This window comes from Bradyrhizobium tropiciagri (genome assembly GCF_018130505.1).
Lineage (GTDB): Bacteria > Pseudomonadota > Alphaproteobacteria > Rhizobiales > Xanthobacteraceae > Bradyrhizobium > Bradyrhizobium tropiciagri_B.
Genome location: NZ_JAFCKH010000010.1, coordinates 316,385 through 333,660, shown reverse-complemented (window position 1 = coordinate 333,660; position 17,276 = coordinate 316,385). Strand labels below are relative to the sequence as shown.

17 protein-coding genes are annotated in these 17,276 nt (G+C 66.0%); 10 read left to right on the top strand and 7 right to left on the bottom strand.

Going from position 1 to position 17,276, the window contains the following annotated elements; all coding sequences use genetic code 11:
* Positions 1–138: 138 nt before the first annotated feature.
* The 5 genes from JQ633_RS25820 to JQ633_RS25800 all read right to left on the bottom strand — a co-directional run bounded on the left by JQ633_RS25820 (position 139) and on the right by JQ633_RS25800 (position 5,477).
* Positions 139–648 carry a pilus assembly protein N-terminal domain-containing protein gene (locus tag JQ633_RS25820; RefSeq protein WP_211987900.1) on the bottom strand — a complete coding sequence of 170 codons (510 nt, stop codon included), beginning with the start codon at positions 646–648 and terminating at the stop codon, positions 139–141.
* 161 nt (positions 649–809) lie between these two features.
* Entirely contained in the window at positions 810–2,069 is a 1,260-nt protein-coding gene (locus tag JQ633_RS25815; RefSeq protein WP_249159631.1) for a glycosyltransferase family 87 protein, read from the bottom strand.
* Positions 2,070–2,080: 11 nt separating this feature from the next.
* Positions 2,081–3,157, bottom strand: coding sequence for an acyltransferase family protein (locus JQ633_RS25810; protein WP_249159630.1), 1,077 nt, complete (start codon positions 3,155–3,157; stop codon positions 2,081–2,083).
* On the bottom strand, positions 3,154–4,626 hold the full coding sequence (locus JQ633_RS25805; protein WP_211987899.1) for a hypothetical protein: 1,473 nt from the start codon (positions 4,624–4,626) through the stop codon (positions 3,154–3,156). Before JQ633_RS25805 ends, JQ633_RS25810 begins: the two co-directional genes overlap by 4 nt.
* Positions 4,627–4,649: 23 nt before the next feature.
* Positions 4,650–5,477, bottom strand: coding sequence for a sterol desaturase family protein (locus JQ633_RS25800; protein ID WP_211987898.1), 828 nt, complete (start codon positions 5,475–5,477; stop codon positions 4,650–4,652).
* A gap of 283 nt (positions 5,478–5,760) precedes the next feature.
* Here JQ633_RS25800 and JQ633_RS25795 point away from each other — a divergent pair, with 283 nt between their 5' ends.
* The 9 genes from JQ633_RS25795 (at position 5,761) to JQ633_RS25755 (ending at position 14,543) form a co-directional block, all read left to right on the top strand.
* Entirely contained in the window at positions 5,761–5,925 is a 165-nt protein-coding gene (locus tag JQ633_RS25795) for a Flp family type IVb pilin (RefSeq protein WP_211987897.1), read from the top strand.
* A gap of 173 nt (positions 5,926–6,098) precedes the next feature.
* The gene (locus JQ633_RS25790; protein WP_211987896.1) at positions 6,099–6,623 is read left to right on the top strand and encodes an A24 family peptidase; all 525 of its coding nucleotides are present in this window, start codon (positions 6,099–6,101) and stop codon (positions 6,621–6,623) included.
* Between the two features lie 146 nt (positions 6,624–6,769).
* Positions 6,770–7,564, top strand: coding sequence for a Flp pilus assembly protein CpaB (gene cpaB, locus JQ633_RS25785; protein ID WP_211987895.1), 795 nt, complete (start codon positions 6,770–6,772; stop codon positions 7,562–7,564).
* A 17-nt stretch (positions 7,565–7,581) separates the two neighbouring features.
* Positions 7,582–9,057, top strand: coding sequence for a type II and III secretion system protein family protein (locus JQ633_RS25780; RefSeq protein WP_211987955.1), 1,476 nt, complete (start codon positions 7,582–7,584; stop codon positions 9,055–9,057).
* 9 nt (positions 9,058–9,066) lie between these two features.
* The gene (locus tag JQ633_RS25775) at positions 9,067–9,819 is read left to right on the top strand and encodes a CpaD family pilus assembly protein (RefSeq protein WP_211987894.1); all 753 of its coding nucleotides are present in this window, start codon (positions 9,067–9,069) and stop codon (positions 9,817–9,819) included.
* Complete coding sequence (locus tag JQ633_RS25770; protein ID WP_211987893.1) at positions 9,816–11,084, top strand: AAA family ATPase; 1,269 nt, start codon at positions 9,816–9,818, stop codon at positions 11,082–11,084. Before JQ633_RS25775 ends, JQ633_RS25770 begins: the two co-directional genes overlap by 4 nt.
* A gap of 21 nt (positions 11,085–11,105) precedes the next feature.
* Positions 11,106–12,569, top strand: a complete 1,464-nt coding sequence (locus tag JQ633_RS25765) for a CpaF family protein (RefSeq protein WP_211987892.1) — start codon at positions 11,106–11,108, stop codon at positions 12,567–12,569.
* 12 nt (positions 12,570–12,581) lie between these two features.
* Positions 12,582–13,559, top strand: coding sequence for a type II secretion system F family protein (locus JQ633_RS25760; protein ID WP_211987891.1), 978 nt, complete (start codon positions 12,582–12,584; stop codon positions 13,557–13,559).
* Positions 13,560–13,568: 9 nt separating this feature from the next.
* A complete protein-coding gene (locus JQ633_RS25755) occupies positions 13,569–14,543 on the top strand; it encodes a type II secretion system F family protein (RefSeq protein ID WP_211987890.1) in 975 nt (324 codons plus the stop codon).
* A 63-nt stretch (positions 14,544–14,606) separates the two neighbouring features.
* Here JQ633_RS25755 and JQ633_RS25750 read toward each other — a convergent pair whose 3' ends face one another.
* Positions 14,607–15,509, bottom strand: a complete 903-nt coding sequence (locus tag JQ633_RS25750) for an SDR family oxidoreductase (RefSeq protein ID WP_349631609.1) — start codon at positions 15,507–15,509, stop codon at positions 14,607–14,609.
* Between JQ633_RS25750 and gcvA the strand changes: the two genes are divergently transcribed.
* Positions 15,492–16,412, top strand: coding sequence for a transcriptional regulator GcvA (gene gcvA, locus JQ633_RS25745; protein WP_211987889.1), 921 nt, complete (start codon positions 15,492–15,494; stop codon positions 16,410–16,412). The genes JQ633_RS25750 and gcvA overlap by 18 nt on opposite strands.
* On the opposite strand, the gene JQ633_RS25740 is transcribed toward gcvA, so the two are convergent.
* On the bottom strand, positions 16,409–17,218 hold the full coding sequence (locus tag JQ633_RS25740) for a tetratricopeptide repeat protein (RefSeq protein ID WP_211987888.1): 810 nt from the start codon (positions 17,216–17,218) through the stop codon (positions 16,409–16,411). The two genes, gcvA and JQ633_RS25740, sit on opposite strands and share 4 nt — an antisense overlap.
* Positions 17,219–17,276 lie beyond the last annotated feature (58 nt).

Here is a 17,276-nt window from a genome sequence, read left to right as displayed (position 1 = left end):
AACTACCGAAAACTCATTGTTGAAGTGTTTCGCCGGATCGAGACAGAACCACCCGATCCGTTAGGCCCGTGTTAACCATGTCGTGTGGATCGCCCGGCGATCGGCCCAGGCGCCTGCGGGCGCCTGGCCGGCCATGCGTCAGTTGGCGGGCTTGCCTGCCGCGGCGCCCGACCCGGAGGCCTGGCTGCTCAGCGAGCCTGCCTGGTCCATCGTCGCCTTGAAGTAGTTCTCACCGTCGCCGAGGGTGACACGGCGCTGGCAGACCGGCATGCAGCTGTAGGTCTCGCGGTCGATGCCGCGATAGACCGTGACGAGCTGGTCGGTCGGGCCTTCGACCTGGATCTGGCGATCCACCAGCACCTGACCGGTGCGGTCGAGTGCGATGAAATTGGTTGCGCCATAGCCCTTGCCGGTGACCACGACGACGCCGCCATTCTGCAGCGTGACGTCGGCGATCAGGGGATTACCGACCACGATCGTGGCGATGCCGGTGGGCAGCTTGACGAGCTTGGCCTGGTCGACATTGACCGCGATCCTGTCGGGATCGGGCGCAGCCGTGGAGACCGCCGGCCAAAGCAGCATGGCTGCGGCCGCGAAGATGATTCCGACGCGCGTGACGGCGCGAATACGCTGGGACTTAAACGACATACTCTACCCCGGGACGTTGACAAGCCGGCAAAAGCGATACGCAGCGGACCGGCGCCCGACAGTGGCGAATCTGACCGGAATTCATTTAAGAAGAGCAAAAATCCGCCCGCGAATTGCGCGGATGGAGCAACTTGCCCGGCGCGAGAAAGCCGCCGGGCGCCTTACCGCTCGGCAACCACCGGACTGAGGCGCAGCGGCGACCCTTCGGTTGCACGCTGGCGGCGCAGCACCAGCACGATCAGCGCGATCGTCAGCAGCGGGGCGAACCTGCTCGCGGCAATCAGGGCGGGCGGGCTGATCGTCGGCACCAGCCAGAGCATCAGCGCGAATGTCCAGCACCAGGACGGCTGCACCGCAGACCCCGCCACCGTCAGCCAATAGGCCGCGGCCACCACCAACAGGGCCTGGTCATAGGGCCCGGAGTGCGGCGCAGCGAGCACTGTGGCGGCAAGGAACACCACCATCTTTTCCTTGATGCCGAGCCGCGACCGGAACGCGACGACGACCGAGGCGGCGGCAAACAGGATGGCCGCCAGCTGCAGGGCCGAGGCCAGCCGCTGCGGCGCGCCGAGCAGCACCGTGCAGGTGTAGACGCTGTTGCCCCACATGCGGCCATACTCGATCCACTTCGCATCGGGACTGATCAGGTTCTGGATGATGACGGGAAACCAGCGCAGCCAGAGATCCCAGCCGAAGATCAACCCGCTCGCAGCCGCCAAAGCCAGCGCGGACAGGCCGGATGCCCAGAGTGCACGCCACTGCCCCGCAGCGATCAGGGCCAGCGGCACCAGGATGCAGAACTGCGGCTTGAACGTCAGCAGCCCGAGGACCAGTCCGCCCAGCACCGGACGGCTGTCGAGGAGGCGCAAGCCGCCGACGATCAGTGCCGCCACCAGAAAGACGAGTTGGCCGTCGATCACGTTGATGACGGCGCCCGGACACAGCAGCGCGATCGCGAGCAAGACACCGTAGGCCGCCCAGCCATCGCTCCTCGAGCGCAACGCCAGCGCCAGCAGGCCGGCGCTGACCAGCTGGAACGCGACATAGGAGCCGAAGAAGCCGAGCGGCGCGAACGGCAGCAACATCACCAGGAAGCTCGGCGGATAGGCCCAGGGCCGGAACGCCAGCGGCTGCGACAGCCAGTCTGCAAAGGAGCTGTTGAGGAACGCGGTGAAGCGGTCGCCGTCGAACAGCAGTTCCGCGTGGCCATCGAGCACCGCGCGGATCGCCCCGTAGAACACCATCCAGTCGGTGCCGAGGGTGTTGTGGTCGAACCCGATCTTGCCGGGATGATGAATGGTCGTGACCAGCAGCGCCACGGCGTAGAACGAGGTGACCACACCGGCGATGAACACCACCATCGGCGGCCGCAGGATCGGCCCGGTGATCGACGGCACGGCGGCGCCAGCTAGCTTGTTCATCGCACGATCCATCACGTGGTGGTGACAACGGCCTTCGGCCCGCGGCCGGCCGCGGCAAGCGCATGGCCCAGCCGAATGAAGTGGCGCTCGATCCTGGGCTCGATCAGATAGACGCTGAACGCCAGCGACACCGCAGACGCCACCAGGAACAGCGGCACCGTATCGAGCGAAACGGCAGACACGATCGCCGACACGACGGCGAAGTGGATCAGATAGATCGCGTAGGAATGCCGGCCCAGCAGCGCCATCCACGACGCTGAGGCGTTCGAGAGCAGGATCACGAACGCGATCGCGGCCAGCACGAGCAGCTCCGCGCCCCAGGTCGAGCACAGCGCCGCGCCGCACAGCAGCAGCGCCCCGACGACCGGCCTGCCCTTCAGCTCGACGATGTCGTACATCAGGATGCCGAATGCGAAGCAGATGATCTGGCGCGGCAGCCACGAGGTCGAGATGCCGTCGGCGAGATAGGCCTGGCTGCCCGGCAGCGACGCGGCCAGCCACGGCGTCACATAGTGATCGGCGGCGAGCTGGCCGGTGACCGCGACGAGGGCGAGCAGCGCGTAGCACTGCATCGGGCCATTGGGCCGCCGGAACAGATAGAGCAGCAGCGGAAACAGCAGATAGAACTGCATCTCGACCGCGATGCTCCAGCCGCCCGGCACCACCGAATTGTAGGCGGTGACGCTGGTCCAGTGCAGGAACAGGAAGGTGAGCAGCACGTCACGTGCGCTGACGCCGTCCGGCGCGAAGTTCCTGATGCCCTGCCCTTTCGTCAGCAGCAGATAGAACACGATGGCGATCCAGAACAGCGGCACGATCCGGAAGACGCGCCGGATATAGAAGGAACGCGTCGCGGCGAGATCGACCGTGCGGCCGAAGGTCAGCATCATGGTGTAGCCGCTGACCATGAAGAACAGCGGCACGCCGAGCTCGCCGCAGCGCTGCGCGAACCAGGCCAGCGCCGGGCCGGCGCTCTTCGCCTCTTCCTGGCAGTGCACCAGGACCACCATCAAAATGGCCATGCCGCGCAGCAGATCGAGCGACGCATTGCGCCGCGTCGCGGAGCCGCCGGTCGTGTCCATGCTCATTTCAGCACACCGGGAGCGGCGGGCTCGCCGGCAGCGCGGACGTGCACCACGACGTCGCCGTCGGCGTAGATGCGCCGCCAGCCGCCAAGACGGTCGAGCAGCTGCACCGCGGGCGTCGCCGGCTCGAGCATCACGGCGTCGATGTCATAGGTCTTGAGCAGGCCGAGGAAGCCGTCGACGTCCTTGAGCTGGAGCGCGCGGTAATAGTTCATCTCGAACTTCTCGCCGTAGAGCTCGGCGCGGCCATCGACGAACACCGGCACCTGCCGCCAGATCAGGTAGCCGCCGAACGGCAGGTCGTTGAGCACCCTCTTGGCGCCGTGCGCCTTCAGCGCATCTACAGCAGTCGCGGGCGACCAGGCCACCGGCGGTGCGATGTCGCGACGAGCTGCGACGGCATAGGTCGAGGCGCAGAGGCCGGCGACCAGCAGCACCATGGGCACGACTTGTAACCGGACGGCGGCGGCGCCGCGCCAGCCGAACTGGGTCGCCACCGGGGTGAGGACCACGAGCGGCAGCAGCAGGGCGAAGATCTCGATGTTCCTGGTGTGCGACAGCACCATGTGCAGCAGCCCCAGCACCAGCGCGATCCGCGGCAGCGGCAGCCGCACGCCGCAATAGAGTCCGCCGCCGATCAGGCCGAGCAGGGCCAGCTCGAGCGGCCCGATGCGGCCGAAATCCGCCGGCATCCATTCCGCGATCAGGCGCAGCAACTCGCCGAGGCTGAGGATCTTCAGCGACGCCAGGATCGAGCCCCAGCCGTAGGGCGTCAGGCAGCAGGCGGCGAGCGCACCGATCCCGAACGCGGTCCAGCGCAGCGCCAGCGGCAGCCGCTGCTCCGGCGCGGCGTTCCACAGCGCGTCGAGCGCGAAGGCGCCGAGCAGCACGAGGCCGAACAGGAAGCCGCCGTGCAGATTGGCCCACAGCGCAATCAGCGGCAGCAGCCAGAACGAGGGCGCCTCGCGGCGTTCGCTGGCGCTCATCAGGCTGTAGGCCCACAGGATCATGACCGGCAGCACCAGCACATGCGGACGGGCGAGCAGATGCCCGCAGGCCAGCATCAGCGCCACCAGCGCGACGAGGCTGGCATGGAGCGCCGGCATGCGGCGGCTGAGGATCGAGGTGAGCAGCGCGAAGGCGGCGGCGATGCAGGCCGCGGCCAGCGCCGCAGGCCCGGCCCAGCCGGCCAGGTCATAGGCTTTCGCGAACAGGACCTGCGCGAGCCAGGACGACGATACCCAGGGCTCGCCGGCCTTGGTGAACGAATAGATGTCGGCGGTCGGCAGCGCGCGGTGGTCGAGGATCCAGCGGCCGACGGCGATCTGCCAGTAGGTGTCCGAATCGGCCAGCAGCCTGACGCCAATGATCAGGAGCGCCGCATAGACGCCGCACGCCATCCAGCACCAGGCCGGCACCGCACCGAATGCGGACGCCCTCTGCTGCGGGATCGTTGCGGTTTCAGAACTCATGACGGCAGGCGCCGATCAAGCGGTCATTGACGGAACGGATAGGCCAGCTGCCCGGGCAGCGCCGATGGAATCGCCTTGTCGTCGGCGCCGTAAGCCTCCGGCATCACATCGTCGGGCATGCGGAAGGTGCCGAACAGGATATCCCAGAGCGGAAACGTGCCCGCGAAATTGGTGTCGCCACCCTCTTCCGCCGCGGTGTGATGCCAGCGATGAAACACCGGCGTCGCGATCACGTATTTGAACGGCCCGAGCGTCCAGTTGAGGTTGGCGTGCACGAAGGCCGAATGGAAGGTGGTGAACGGGCCGACCCACAGCATGATGTTCGGGGAGATGCCGGCCATCAGCAGGATGACGTCGACCGTGATCGTGCCGATCAACAGATTGACGGGATGGAAGCGCGCCGCCGAGATCCATTCGAGATCTTCCGATGAATGATGGATGGCGTGATACTTCCAGAAGCCGCCGCCGTGAAACATCCGGTGCAGCCAGTAGAGCATGAAGTCGGAGGCGACGAGGAAGATGATCGCCTGCAGCCACAGCGGCAGCTCCGACAGCGGACCGTGGCCGTTGTCGTAGAACGCGACGAGCTCGTCGGCGCCATGGACGTTGAACACCGCCGCCGCGCCGACCACGAGCAGCCCGATGCGAAACACGCGGGCGAACACCGGCACGAAGAACCAGTAGCAGATGTCGGTGACGAGCTCGCGCTTGCGCCACCACGGCTTGCCGGGATTGCACGCCCAGAAATGGGTCAGCACGGTGAAGACGACTGCCAGCATCAGCGTGATCGGCAGCACCTTCACCAGGGTCTGGCCGATCATCTCGAGGATTTCAAACGGCAGTGTGGACATAGACCGGCCTCATTCGACGGGAAGTCTCATGGGTAACGCTCCGCGCTTAAAGAGCTGTGAATTTCGGCTGCCGGCCGGGCCGCGGAAACAATGCGCAATTTGAGCAAGTCGCTTAATGCCAAATTTACTTTGCGCAACAACAGCCGGTTCCCACCGAGTTTACGCAATCAAATTAACTGCAACGAAATCGTCGAACCGTACGTTGCCGCAATGGTCACGGTGCTGAGAACGCCGGGCAGACCTAATCGAGTTCGACCAGCCACGTGTTCACAGGAGCAAATTTATGAAGAACCTCGTCTCGCGCTTTTTGAAGGATGAATCGGGCGCGACCGCCATCGAATACGGCCTGATTGCAGCCGGCATCGCCATCGCGATCATCGCTGCGGTCAACGGCGTCGGCACCCAGCTGTCCACCAAGTTCAACACGATCTCGTCGTCGCTGAAGTAAGCCGGCTCCGGCACTTCGTAATCAAAGGTCCCGGTATCCCCGGGACCTTTGCTATTTGTCGGGAACGGTTCGCCCCCTTGCCCGCAGCGCGCGGGCGATCCTTTCCCGATTGTTCACCATTGGCCGCTAGCGTCGGTTACCGACCTCAGCTCCCGGCTTGACGGCGTACACCCATGATCCTCGACCTCGCACGCTTGATGCTGTTTCCGGCCCTGATGGCGTTCGCCGCGGCGAGCGATCTCTTGACCATGACGATCCCGAACCGGATCTCGCTGGCGCTGCTGGCCGGCTTCGTGATCATGGCACCGCTCTCCGGGATGGGGCTGCACGAGATGCTCAATCACGCCGGCGCCGGCGCGCTGGTGCTGGTGGTGGCGTTTGGCATGTTCGCGATGGGCTGGCTCGGCGGCGGCGATGCCAAGGTCGCGGCGGCGGCCGGGCTGTGGTTCGGGTTCGACCATCTGCTCGCCTATCTGGTGTTCGCCTCGCTGTTCGGTGGCGCGCTGACCGTGCTGCTGTTGCAGATCAGGCAGTATCCGCTGCCCTACCCGCTGACGTCACAGGCCTGGCTGATGCGCCTGCACGACAAGCAGACCGGGGTGCCGTACGGCGTCGCGCTCGCGCTCGGCGCCCTCGTGGTCTATCCGGAGACCGACTGGATCAAGGCGATCGATCTCGCGCGCTTCGCCATCGGTTGAATCCGGGGCCAAGGCCGGCCGGACAGCGGGTAACCTCCCGTTAAGGCGATTTAGATACGCCTCATTAACCATGCTTTGACGAATAGCTGGTCAACTCCCATCACGGCGGCGGCAGCGTCGCGGCGTCATGTGGAAAGTGAAGCGTAATGAATACGGCCCGCATTCTGGTCCTTGCTATCGCAGGCTGCGCCGGCCTCGCCGCGCTCTATCTGGCGAGCGGACGCGACGAAAAGCCGGCGCCCGCTCCGCAGGTCGTGCAGCTGCCGACGGTCGACATCCTGGTCGCAAAGACCGATATCGGGCTCGGCCAGGCGCTGAAGCCGGAAGATCTGCAGTGGCAGACCTGGCCGGCCGCGACCGCCAGCACGAATTTCCTGCGCCGCGACACCAACGCCGAAGCGATCAGGGACGTCACCGGCTCGATCGCCCGCGCTCCGTTCATCCAGGGTGAGCCGATCCGCGAGCAGAAGCTGGTCAAGTCCGACGGCAGCGGCTTCATGGCGGCGATCCTGCCGAGCGGCATGCGCGCGGTGTCGACCGAAATTTCGCCCGAGACCGGTGCCGGCGGCTTCATCCTGCCGAACGACCGGGTCGACGTGCTGCTGTCGAAGCGGGAAAAGAATTCCGATCGCACCGGCGCCGACATCGTCAATTCCGAGGTCATCCTGACCAATGTCCGCGTGCTCGCGATCGACCAGGCTCCGAAAGAGAAGGACGGCGCCAACGCGCTCGTCGGCAAGACGGTGACGCTGGAGCTGAAGCCCGAGCAGACCGAGACGCTGGCGCGCGCGCGCCAGAGCGGCGTGCTGTCGCTGGCACTGCGCAGCATCGCCGACGTCCATGCGCCCGAAGTCAAGACCGAGGACCTTCACAACAAGCGCGGCGAGACGGTGAACGTCATCCGCTACGGGGTTGCCAGCCAGGCAACCATGCAGAAGTGACGATGAGGGCAGACCAGATGAAGTGCGGGGCAACTCAACGGACGATGCGGACCCTCCTGGTCCGCGCCCTGTCGTTTTCGGCCGTCGCGGCGCTCACGCTCAACCCGGCGCTGACACCGGTGGTGGCGAGCGACTACCGCGCCGCCGCACCCGCGGCCGCGGACGGCAACACGATGAACGCGCGCTTCCTGGCGCTCGGCATCGGCAAATCGGTGGTGATCGATCTGCCGCGGGACATCAAGGATGTGCTGGTGGCCGATCCCAAGATCGCCAACGCCGTGGTCCGCTCGGCGCAGCGCGCCTATATCATCGGCGCCGCGGTCGGCCAGACCAACATCGTGTTCTTCGACGCCAACGGCCAGCAGATCGCGGCCTATGACATCGCGGTCAAGCGCGATCTCAACGGCGTGCGGCAGGCGCTGCGCGCCTCGCTGCCGAATTCCGACATCACGATCGAGGGCGTCGGCGAAGGCGTCATGCTGACCGGAACTGCGGCGAGCCCGATCGAGGCGCAGCAGGCCGGCGAGATCGCGGCGCGGCTCGCCGGCGGCGCCGACAAGGTCGTAAACTCGATCGTGGTCCGCGGCCGCGACCAGGTGATGCTGAAGGTCACCGTCGCCGAGGTGGCGCGCAGCCTGATCAAGCAGCTCGGCATCGACCTCACCGCCAATCTCAATTACGGCACCGCGGTGGTGAACTTCACCAATTCCAATCCGTTCACGGCCTATGGCCGCACGCTGACCAACAACACGCTCGGCACCTCGTTCGGCGCCACCCCGTCGGTGTCGGCGACGCTGCGCGCGATGGAGAGCGCCGGCGTGGTCCGCACCCTGGCCGAGCCGAACCTGACCGCGATATCGGGCGAATCCGCTACCTTCATCGCGGGCGGCGAGTTTCCAGTCCCCGCCGGCTACTCCTGCGACCCGACCACCCATGTCTGTACCACGCAGATCAGCTTCAAGAAGTTCGGCATCTCGCTGAACTTCACGCCGGTCGTGCTGACGGAAGGGCGAATCAGCCTCCGGGTGATGACCGAGGTCTCGGAGCTCTCCAACGAAAACTCGATCACGCTGTCGCAGGCGGTGACCGCCACGACGGTCAACTCGCTGACGGTGCCCTCGATCAAGACCCGCCGCGCCGAGACCACCCTGGAGATTCCCTCCGGCGGCGCCATGGCGATGGCCGGCCTGATCCAGGAGCAGACCAAGCAGGCGATCAACGGCTTCCCCGGACTGATGCAGCTGCCGGTGCTCGGCACGCTGTTCCGCAGCCGCGACTACGTCAACAGCCAGACCGAACTGATGGTGCTGGTGACGCCCTATGTGGTGCGCGCAGTGGCGCAGAAGGACCTCTCGCGTCCGGATGACGGCTTCGCCAACGCGGCCGATCCGCAGGCCGACCTGCTCGGCAGCATCAATCGCGTCTATGGCGTGCCTGGCCGGACCGAGCCGGCGCGGAATTACCGCGGCACCTACGGCTTTATTACGGACTGAGGCGGGACGATGACAAAGACGACATCCACGACTTCGGCCCAACGCAGGCACCCGCTCGGTCTCGCAGCGTCGCTGATCGGCCTCGCGGTGACGCTGGGCGCCTGCCAGCACGCCGCCGACAACAGCCTTGCCTATATCGACGCGCCGGCCGACTACCGCCAGCGGCATCCGATCGCGGTGACCGAGGCCGATCGCTCGATCGTGGTGTTCGTCGGCCGCAGCCGCGGCGGCCTCACCGCCGAGCAGCGCGCCGAGGTGATGGGAATGGCACAGGACTGGATGCGCGAGGGCACCGGCGCCGTCACCGTCGACGTCCCCATCAACACCGCGAACGCGCGCGCCGCCCAGGAATCGCTGCGCGAAATCCAGGCCAGCTTCGCCGCCGCCGGCGTGCCGCCGCGCGGGATCATCGTCCGCAATTATCATCCCGAGGACCCGCGCCAGATGCCGGCGATCCGGGTCAACTATCCGAAGATGACGGCAGTCGCCGGGCCGTGCGGCGTGTGGCCGGAGGACCTCGGCCCGTCGATCTACAACAAGTCCTATACGCAGAACAAATCGTACTACAATTTCGGTTGCGCCAATCAGCGCAACCTCGCCGCGATGGTCGCCGATCCGACCGACATCGTGCAGCCGCGCGCGGAAACTCCGGCCTATACGTCGCGCCGCAATATCGCCTTCGAAAAATATCGCAAGGGTAACACCACCGCGACGACCTATCCCGAGGCCGACAAGGCCAAGCTCAGCGACACCGGCAAATGATCACCTACGCGCGACAAAACTCCGAAGAGCAAACGGACGACACGCCGCCGGCCGCGGAGGATCATATCGCGCCGGCGCCGCGGGTTTCCGTCCAGGCATTCTGCGAGACGGTCGAGACCGCCGCCGCGGTGCAGTCGGCCGGCGAAGACCGCCGGCTCGCCAAGGCGCATCTCAAGATCCAGATGGGCGGCCTGCCGGCCGCCGTCGAGGCCTATCGCTCGGCGCCGACGCCCAACGTCATCATCCTCGAGACCGAGGGCCGCAACGACATACTGAACGGGCTCGACCAGCTCGCCACGGTGTGCGATGCCGGCACCCGCGTGATCGTGATCGGCAAGATCAACGACGTCACGCTGTACCGCGAGCTGGTGCGCCGCGGCGTCAGCGACTACGTGATCGCGCCGGCGCAGGCGATCGACGTGGTGCGCGCGGTCTGCAGCCTGTTCACGGCGCCTGAAGCCAAGGCGGTCGGCCGCATCATCGCCGTCGTCGGCGCCAAGGGCGGCGTCGGCGCCTCGACCATCGCCCACAACGTCGCCTGGGCGATTGCCCGCGATCTGGCGCTGGATTCGGTGGTCGCCGATCTCGACCTCGCATTCGGCACCGCCGGCCTCAACTACAACCAGGACCCGGTGCAGGGCATCGCCGACGCGGTGTTCTCGCCCGACCGCGTCGACACCGCCTTCGTCGACCGCCTGCTGTCGAAATGCACCGACCATCTCAGCCTGCTGGCCGCGCCGGCGACGCTCGACAAGGTCTACGATTTCGGCACCGAGGCGTTCGATGCGATCTTCGACACGCTCCGCACCACGATGCCCTGCATCGTGCTCGACGTGCCGCATCAATGGTCCGGCTGGACCAAGCGGGCGCTGATCGCGGCCGACGACATCCTGATCGTGGCAGCGCCCGATCTCGCCAATCTGCGCAACGCCAAGAACATGTTCGACCTCCTGAAGGCGTCGCGGCCCAACGACCGCGCGCCGCTGTACTGCCTGAACCAGGTCGGCATACCGAAGCGCCCGGAGATCGCGGCCGGCGAATTCGCCAAGGCGATCGAGAGCGATCCGATCGCCACCATCCCGTTCGATCCGCAGATCTTCGGTTCGGCCGCCAACAACGGCCAGATGATCGCGGAGATCGCCGCCAATCATCGCGCCGTCGAGATGTTCCTGCAGATGGCACAGCGGCTGACCGGCCGCGCCGAGACCAAGAAGCCGAAAGGATCGTTCCTGTCGCCGCTGCTCGAAAAGCTGCGGGCGAAGTAGCGAACCGCATGGAGTTACGTCGTGTTTGGTAAGCGTAGCGGAAACGATGGGGACGTGCGGGCGCCCAAGCCCGCATATCAGGCGCCGGAACCTGCCGGCTCGCCGGCGGTGGCGCGCGAGCCCGCGGCGCCGGTGATGCCGTCTCCGCCGCTGGCACCCGCCAAGCCGCCGCCCGCGCCCGTCGTCGAAGCCCGCCGCTCGGACAATTACTACCAGGTCAAGGCGACCATCTTCGGCGCCCTGATCGAGGCGATCGACCTCGCCCAGCTCGCCAAGCTGGACAGCGAATCGGCGCGCGAGGAAATCCGCGACATCGTCAACGAGATCATCGCGATCAAGAACATCGTGATGTCGATCGCCGAGCAGGAAGAGCTGCTCGACGACATCTGCAACGACGTGCTCGGCTATGGCCCGCTGGAGCCGCTGCTGTCGCGCGACGACATCGCCGACATCATGGTCAACGGCGCCGGCACCGTGTTCATCGAAGTCGCCGGCAAGATCCAGCGCACCGGCATCCGCTTCCGCGACAACCAGCAGCTGCTCAACATCTGCCAGCGCATCGTCAGCCAGGTTGGTCGGCGCGTCGACGAATCCTCGCCGATCTGCGACGCCCGCCTCGCCGACGGCTCCCGCGTCAACGCCATCGTGCCGCCGCTGGCGATCGACGGCCCCGCGCTCACCATCCGCAAGTTCAAGAAGGACAAGCTGACGCTGGACCAGCTGGTCAAGTTCGGCGCGATCACGCCGGACGGCGCAGCCATCCTGCAGATCATCGGCCGGGTCCGCTGCAACGTGCTGATCTCCGGCGGTACCGGCTCGGGCAAGACCACGCTGCTGAACTGCCTCACCAACTATATCGAGCACGACGAGCGCATCATCACCTGCGAGGACGCCGCCGAACTGCAGCTGCAGCAGCCGCACGTGGTACGGCTGGAAACCCGGCCGCCGAACATCGAAGGCGAAGGCCAGGTGACGATGCGCGAACTGGTGCGCAACTGCCTGCGTATGCGGCCCGAGCGCATCATCGTCGGCGAAGTCCGCGGACCGGAGGCATTCGACCTGCTGCAGGCGATGAACACCGGTCACGACGGCTCGATGGGCACGCTGCACGCCAACAACCCGCGCGAGGCGCTGTCGCGCTGCGAATCCATGATCACGATGGGCGGCTTCGCGCTGCCGTCGCGCACCATCCGCGAGATGATGTGCGCCTCGATCGACGTCATCATCCAGGCCGCGCGCCTGCGCGACGGTTCGCGCCGCATCACGCACATCACCGAGGTGATGGGCATGGAAGGCGAAACCATCATCACCCAGGACGTCTTCGTCTACGACATCGTCGGCGAGGACGCCAACGGCAAGATCATCGGCAAGCATCGCTCGACCGGCATCGGCCGGCCACGGTTCTGGGAGCGCGCGCGCTACTTCGGCGAAGAGAAGCGGCTTGCGGCGGCGATCGACGCCTCCGAAGCTCCGCCGCCGGCCTAACGGGAGCGCGCGATGCAAACGCAAACCCTCGCTCTGGCCTTCCTCGCCGCCACCACCGTGGGCGGCATCGCCTGGGTGTTCCTGTATCCCTATCTCTCCGGCGAGAAGAAGGCTGCATCCCGCCGCGCGTCGGTGGCGCGCACTGAGCCCGCGGCCGCCCGCGGCGCCGACCGCACGCAGCGCTCGCGCCGCGAGCAGGTCGAGGGATCGCTGAAGGAGCTCGAGGCGCGCAGCCGGCAGGACAAGAAGGTCCCGCTCAGCCTGCGCATCTCGCAGGCCGGGCTGGAATGGTCCGAGCAGAAGTTCTGGATCATCTCCGGCGTGCTCGGCCTCGTCGGCTTCGGCGTCGCATTCATGGCCGGCGGCGGGATGCTCGGCGCAGCCGGCATCGGCTTCGCGATGGGTCTCGGCGCACCGCGCTGGCTGCTCAGCTTCAAGAAGAAGCGGCGCGAAAAGGCCTTCCTGAAGGCGCTGCCCGACGCCGTCGATGTCATCGTGCGCGGCATCAAGGCCGGCCTGCCGCTGTTCGAATCGATCAAGGTGGTGGTCAACGATTCGCCCGAACCGCTGCGCAGCGAGTTCCGCCAGATCATCGAGACCCAGGCGATCGGCATTCCGCTCGGCGAAGCCTGCTCGCGGCTCTACGAGCGCATGCCGCTGCCGGAGGCGAACTTCTTCGGCATCGTGATCGCGATCCAGCAGAAGTCCGGCGGCAACCTGTCGGAAGCGCTCGGCAACCTGTCCAAGGTGCTGCGCGACCGCAAGAAGATGTCCGAGAAGATCCAGGCGATGTCGATGGAAGCCAAGGCCTCCGCCGGCATCATCGGCTCGCTGCCGCCCATCGTGATGCTCCTCGTGTTCATCACGACGCCCGACTACATCGCGCTGTTGTGGACCAATTCGTTGGGCCAGCTGATGCTGGTCTGCTGTCTCGTCTGGATGTCGATCGGCGTGATGGTGATGAAGAAGATGATCAATTTCGATTTCTGACGGTGCAGCATGATTGATTTCCTGATCGCCAAGCTCCACGATCCCAGGTTCATGACCATGATGCTTGCCTTCTTCGCGGCAAGCGCGACGGTCTATACGCTGGTGATGCCGCTGTTCGCCGGCAGCGATCTCAACAAGCGCATGAAGGCCGTCGCCAGCGAGCGCGAACGCATCCGCCAGCGCGAGCGCGACCGGCTCGCCAAGGCGGAGAAGGTCACGCTGCGCCAGACGCCGAAGCAGGTCGTCTCCAAGGTGGTGGACGATCTCAACCTCACCAAATGGCTGGCGCAGGAATCCGCGCTCGAGAAGCTGATCATGGCCGGCTATCGCGGCCATGCTCCCTACGTCACCTTCCTGTTCGCGCGCGCGATCGCGCCGATCGTGATGCTGCTGCTGGCGGCCGTCTACACCTTCCTGATCGCAGGCACGCACTGGTCGCTCACGCTCAAGATCGGCATCTGCATCGGCGCCGCCTATGCCGGCCTGCAGGCCCCGATGCTGTTCCTGAAGAACGCCATCGCCAAGCGGCAGCTCTCGATCAAGCGCGCCTTCCCCGATTCGCTCGACCTGCTGCTGATCTGTATCGAGTCGGGCATGTCGGTCGAAGTCGCCTTCCGCAAGGTGGCGAACGAGATCGCCGGCCAATCGCTGGCGCTGTCGGAGGAGTTCGCGCTGACCACCGCCGAATTGTCCTACCTGCAGGATCGCAAGGCGGCCTATGAGAACCTCGCACGCCGCACCGGGCTCGACGGCGTCAAGTCGGTGTGCATGGCGCTGCAGCAGTCCGAACGCTACGGCACGCCGCTCGGCCAGAGCCTGCGCGTGATGGCGCAGGAGAACCGCGACATGCGCATGAACGAGGCCGAGAAGAAGGCGGCATCGCTACCGCCCAAGCTGACCGTGCCGATGATCCTGTTCTTCCTGCCCTGCCTGTTCATCGTCATCCTCGGGCCGTCCTACATCAAGATCGCGAACATGCACTGAGCGGCAAACGCCCGGCCTGGCCGGGCGTTTTCTTTTGCGGGCCTGTGGGCATCAAGCCCAGCATCAAAGCTGCGATATGCCGCCGTCGACGACGACCTCCGATCCCGTCATGAAGGCAGAATCCTCGCTGGCGAGGAACAGCGCAGCCTTGGCGATCTCCGCGGGCTCGCCGAAGCGATGCAGCGGGACCTGGCTTTCGATCGCCGAGGCCGTTTCATCAAGTTCCTTAGCGGAGAGACCAAGCTTGCCGTGAAACGGCGTGCTGACCGGGCCGGGGCTGATGGCATTGACGCGAATGCCGCGCTGCGCAAGCTCTGCGCCCAGGGTGCGGACCAGCGAACGCACGGCGGCCTTGGTGGCGGACAGGATCGAAAGCCCGGGTGTGCCGACCTCGTTCAGGAATGAGGTCGTGATGACGATGCTGCCGCCCTTGGACAGCAGCGGCGCCGCCTTCTGAACGGTGAAGAAGACGCCCTTGAAGTTCACCCCGAATTGCGTGTCGATCTGATCCTCGGTAACGGCCTCCAGGGGAGCCGCCAGGCCCATGCCGGCGTTCGCGAACAGCACGTCGATACGGCCGAACTTCTCGCGGACCTGATTGATGACGCCTTCGATGTCAGCCGGCTTGGTCACGTCGGCACGCAGCGCGGTGACGCCTTTGCCGAGTTGGCTCGCCGCAGCGTCCAGCCGGGCCTGATTTTGCCCGACGATGATGACGTTGGCGCCTTCCTCCCGAAACAGCTTTGCAGCTTCGAGTCCAATGCCGGAGGTGCCGCCGGTGACGAGAGCGATTTTGTCTGACAGTTTCATGATCTTTCTCCTGGTTCCGATGTTTTTGAGGTCGTAACCGGAGCGCGCGATCCGTGAGCAGGACCATGATCGTTGACCTCGACGGTCACAACTGAGATGATCTGTGCTGGCGACGTAGAAAAAATTGCGCGGAAATTTATGAGAGCGCCCAATCACTTAAACGCGCTCCGCGCCTTCGAGGCGGCGGCCCGGCACCTCAGCTATGTGGCGGCCGCAGACGAACTCAACGTAACCCCCGCCGCGGTCGGCAGCCTCGTTCGCGGCCTTGAGGCGGTCGTAGGGGTCGAGCTGTTTCACCGCTCGCAGGCGGGCCCCGCGCGACTGGAGTTGACCGAGACCGCACGTGCCGTACTGCCCGAACTTCAGGCCGGTTTCGATCATCTGACGATCGCTTTCGAGCGCCTGAAGGCGTCGCGCGGCCAGATCACCATCAGCCTGACGGTCCCGCCTGCCTTTGCAGACAAGTGGCTGTTGCCGCGGGTCGAGCGCTTTGCGAGCAACCATCCACTCTACGAACTGCGCATCGACACCAGCGGTCGCCTCGTTGATTTTGCCGCTGAGCGGATGGACATCGGCATTCGCTATGGTGGTGGCCGCTGGCCCGGTCTCAAATCCACCTTTCTGTTACGCGACGCGTTTTTCCCGGTGTGCAGCCGCGCCCTGCTCGACGGCACGCACCCGCTGCGCGGTCCGGAGGACCTCAAGCACCACACGCTCATTCATGATCGCTCGATGGCGGCTGAGAGCGCATTTCCGACCTGGCGCACCTGGCTGCAAGCCGCGGGCCGTCCCGACATCAATTGCGAGCGAGGCCTGCAGATCAATGACTCGGCGGCAGCCTACCAGGCCGCGATGAACGGTAGCGGTGTCGCCCTGGGCCGAACGACGTTGGTCGCGCTGGATCTGGCCGCCGGACGCCTGGTGCGTCCGTTCGGTGAGGCGTTGGACTGCGAGCTCGCTTACTATCTTGTTCACCGGCCAAAGGCCGATAGCGATCCCGGCATCGCCGCGTTCAAGAACTGGATCTGCGCCGAAGCCGGGACGGATGGTGCGCCCTAATCGTCCTTGGCGACCACCGGCGCGGCACGCGACGCCGTCTTCGGGCCGTCCTTGCGGCTCAGCATGTCGCGCAGATAGGCGACGTTGGCGGCGGCCTCTTCCGGCGGCAGGTCGGCCTTGACGATGCCTTCGGCCTCCGCGAAGCGGCCCTGCAGGCCGACGACGAGCGCGAGGTTCTGCCGGATCCGGGTGTCGGCGCGCGCGCTGGCATAGGCGCGGCGCAGCGTCTCCTCCGCCTTCGGCAATTCCTTGGTCAGCATGTAGGAGAGGCCGAGATTGGACAGTACCGACGGCTCCTCCGGCGCGAGCCGCAGCGCGCTCGCATAGTAGCGGCGCGCTTCCTCGTTCTTTCCCATCCGGTCGAGCGTGGTGCCCTGCACCGAGAGGATCCGCCAATCCGGATTGTCGGGGCTGTGGGCGCGGCTCAGCACATCGAAGGCGGCCTGCGCATTACCGTTGTCGGCGAGCGCGCGGCCATAGGCGGCGAGCAGCGGCCGGTTGCCGGGATTGGCGATCGTCGCCTGCTCCAGAACCGCGCAGGCCTGTGCGCGCTGGCCGGAGGTGCGCAACGCCTGGCCGTAGGCAAGGGCGGCGTCGACATTCTTGGGATTCTTGCGATAGCGCTCGCCGTAGACTTCGAGGGCACGCTGCGGATCGTCAGGCACCCGGTCGTTGCGGGCGGTCAGCGACCCCGTCACATCGGACATGGTCTGGCAGCCGCCGAGGCCTGCGCCCAGGAGCGCCACAAGGGCCGCGAAGGCGAGATGCCGGGCAATGGGCCGGACCGGGTTGGACTGTCGACGCATGGCACTTTGACTCATGAAATCGGGCGAATGGACCGAGCCGAATGGGTCAGCAATAGAC

What these genes read in the sequence shown, in the direction of transcription:
- JQ633_RS25820 (WP_211987900.1), bottom strand. Translation starts at nt 648, where the DNA reads ATGTCGTTTAAGTCCCAGCGTATTCGCGCCGTCACGCGCGTCGGAATC.
- JQ633_RS25815 (WP_249159631.1), bottom strand. Translation starts at nt 2,069, where the DNA reads ATGAACAAGCTAGCTGGCGCCGCCGTGCCGTCGATCACCGGGCCGATC.
- JQ633_RS25810 (WP_249159630.1), bottom strand. Translation starts at nt 3,157, where the DNA reads ATGAGCATGGACACGACCGGCGGCTCCGCGACGCGGCGCAATGCGTCG.
- JQ633_RS25805 (WP_211987899.1), bottom strand. Translation starts at nt 4,626, where the DNA reads ATGAGTTCTGAAACCGCAACGATCCCGCAGCAGAGGGCGTCCGCATTC.
- JQ633_RS25800 (WP_211987898.1), bottom strand. Translation starts at nt 5,477, where the DNA reads ATGTCCACACTGCCGTTTGAAATCCTCGAGATGATCGGCCAGACCCTG.
- JQ633_RS25795 (WP_211987897.1), top strand. Translation starts at nt 5,761, where the DNA reads ATGAAGAACCTCGTCTCGCGCTTTTTGAAGGATGAATCGGGCGCGACC.
- JQ633_RS25790 (WP_211987896.1), top strand. Translation starts at nt 6,099, where the DNA reads ATGATCCTCGACCTCGCACGCTTGATGCTGTTTCCGGCCCTGATGGCG.
- cpaB (WP_211987895.1), top strand. Translation starts at nt 6,770, where the DNA reads ATGAATACGGCCCGCATTCTGGTCCTTGCTATCGCAGGCTGCGCCGGC.
- JQ633_RS25780 (WP_211987955.1), top strand. Translation starts at nt 7,582, where the DNA reads ATGAAGTGCGGGGCAACTCAACGGACGATGCGGACCCTCCTGGTCCGC.
- JQ633_RS25775 (WP_211987894.1), top strand. Translation starts at nt 9,067, where the DNA reads ATGACAAAGACGACATCCACGACTTCGGCCCAACGCAGGCACCCGCTC.
- JQ633_RS25770 (WP_211987893.1), top strand. Translation starts at nt 9,816, where the DNA reads ATGATCACCTACGCGCGACAAAACTCCGAAGAGCAAACGGACGACACG.
- JQ633_RS25760 (WP_211987891.1), top strand. Translation starts at nt 12,582, where the DNA reads ATGCAAACGCAAACCCTCGCTCTGGCCTTCCTCGCCGCCACCACCGTG.
- JQ633_RS25755 (WP_211987890.1), top strand. Translation starts at nt 13,569, where the DNA reads ATGATTGATTTCCTGATCGCCAAGCTCCACGATCCCAGGTTCATGACC.
- gcvA (WP_211987889.1), top strand. Translation starts at nt 15,492, where the DNA reads ATGAGAGCGCCCAATCACTTAAACGCGCTCCGCGCCTTCGAGGCGGCG.
- JQ633_RS25740 (WP_211987888.1), bottom strand. Translation starts at nt 17,218, where the DNA reads ATGCGTCGACAGTCCAACCCGGTCCGGCCCATTGCCCGGCATCTCGCC.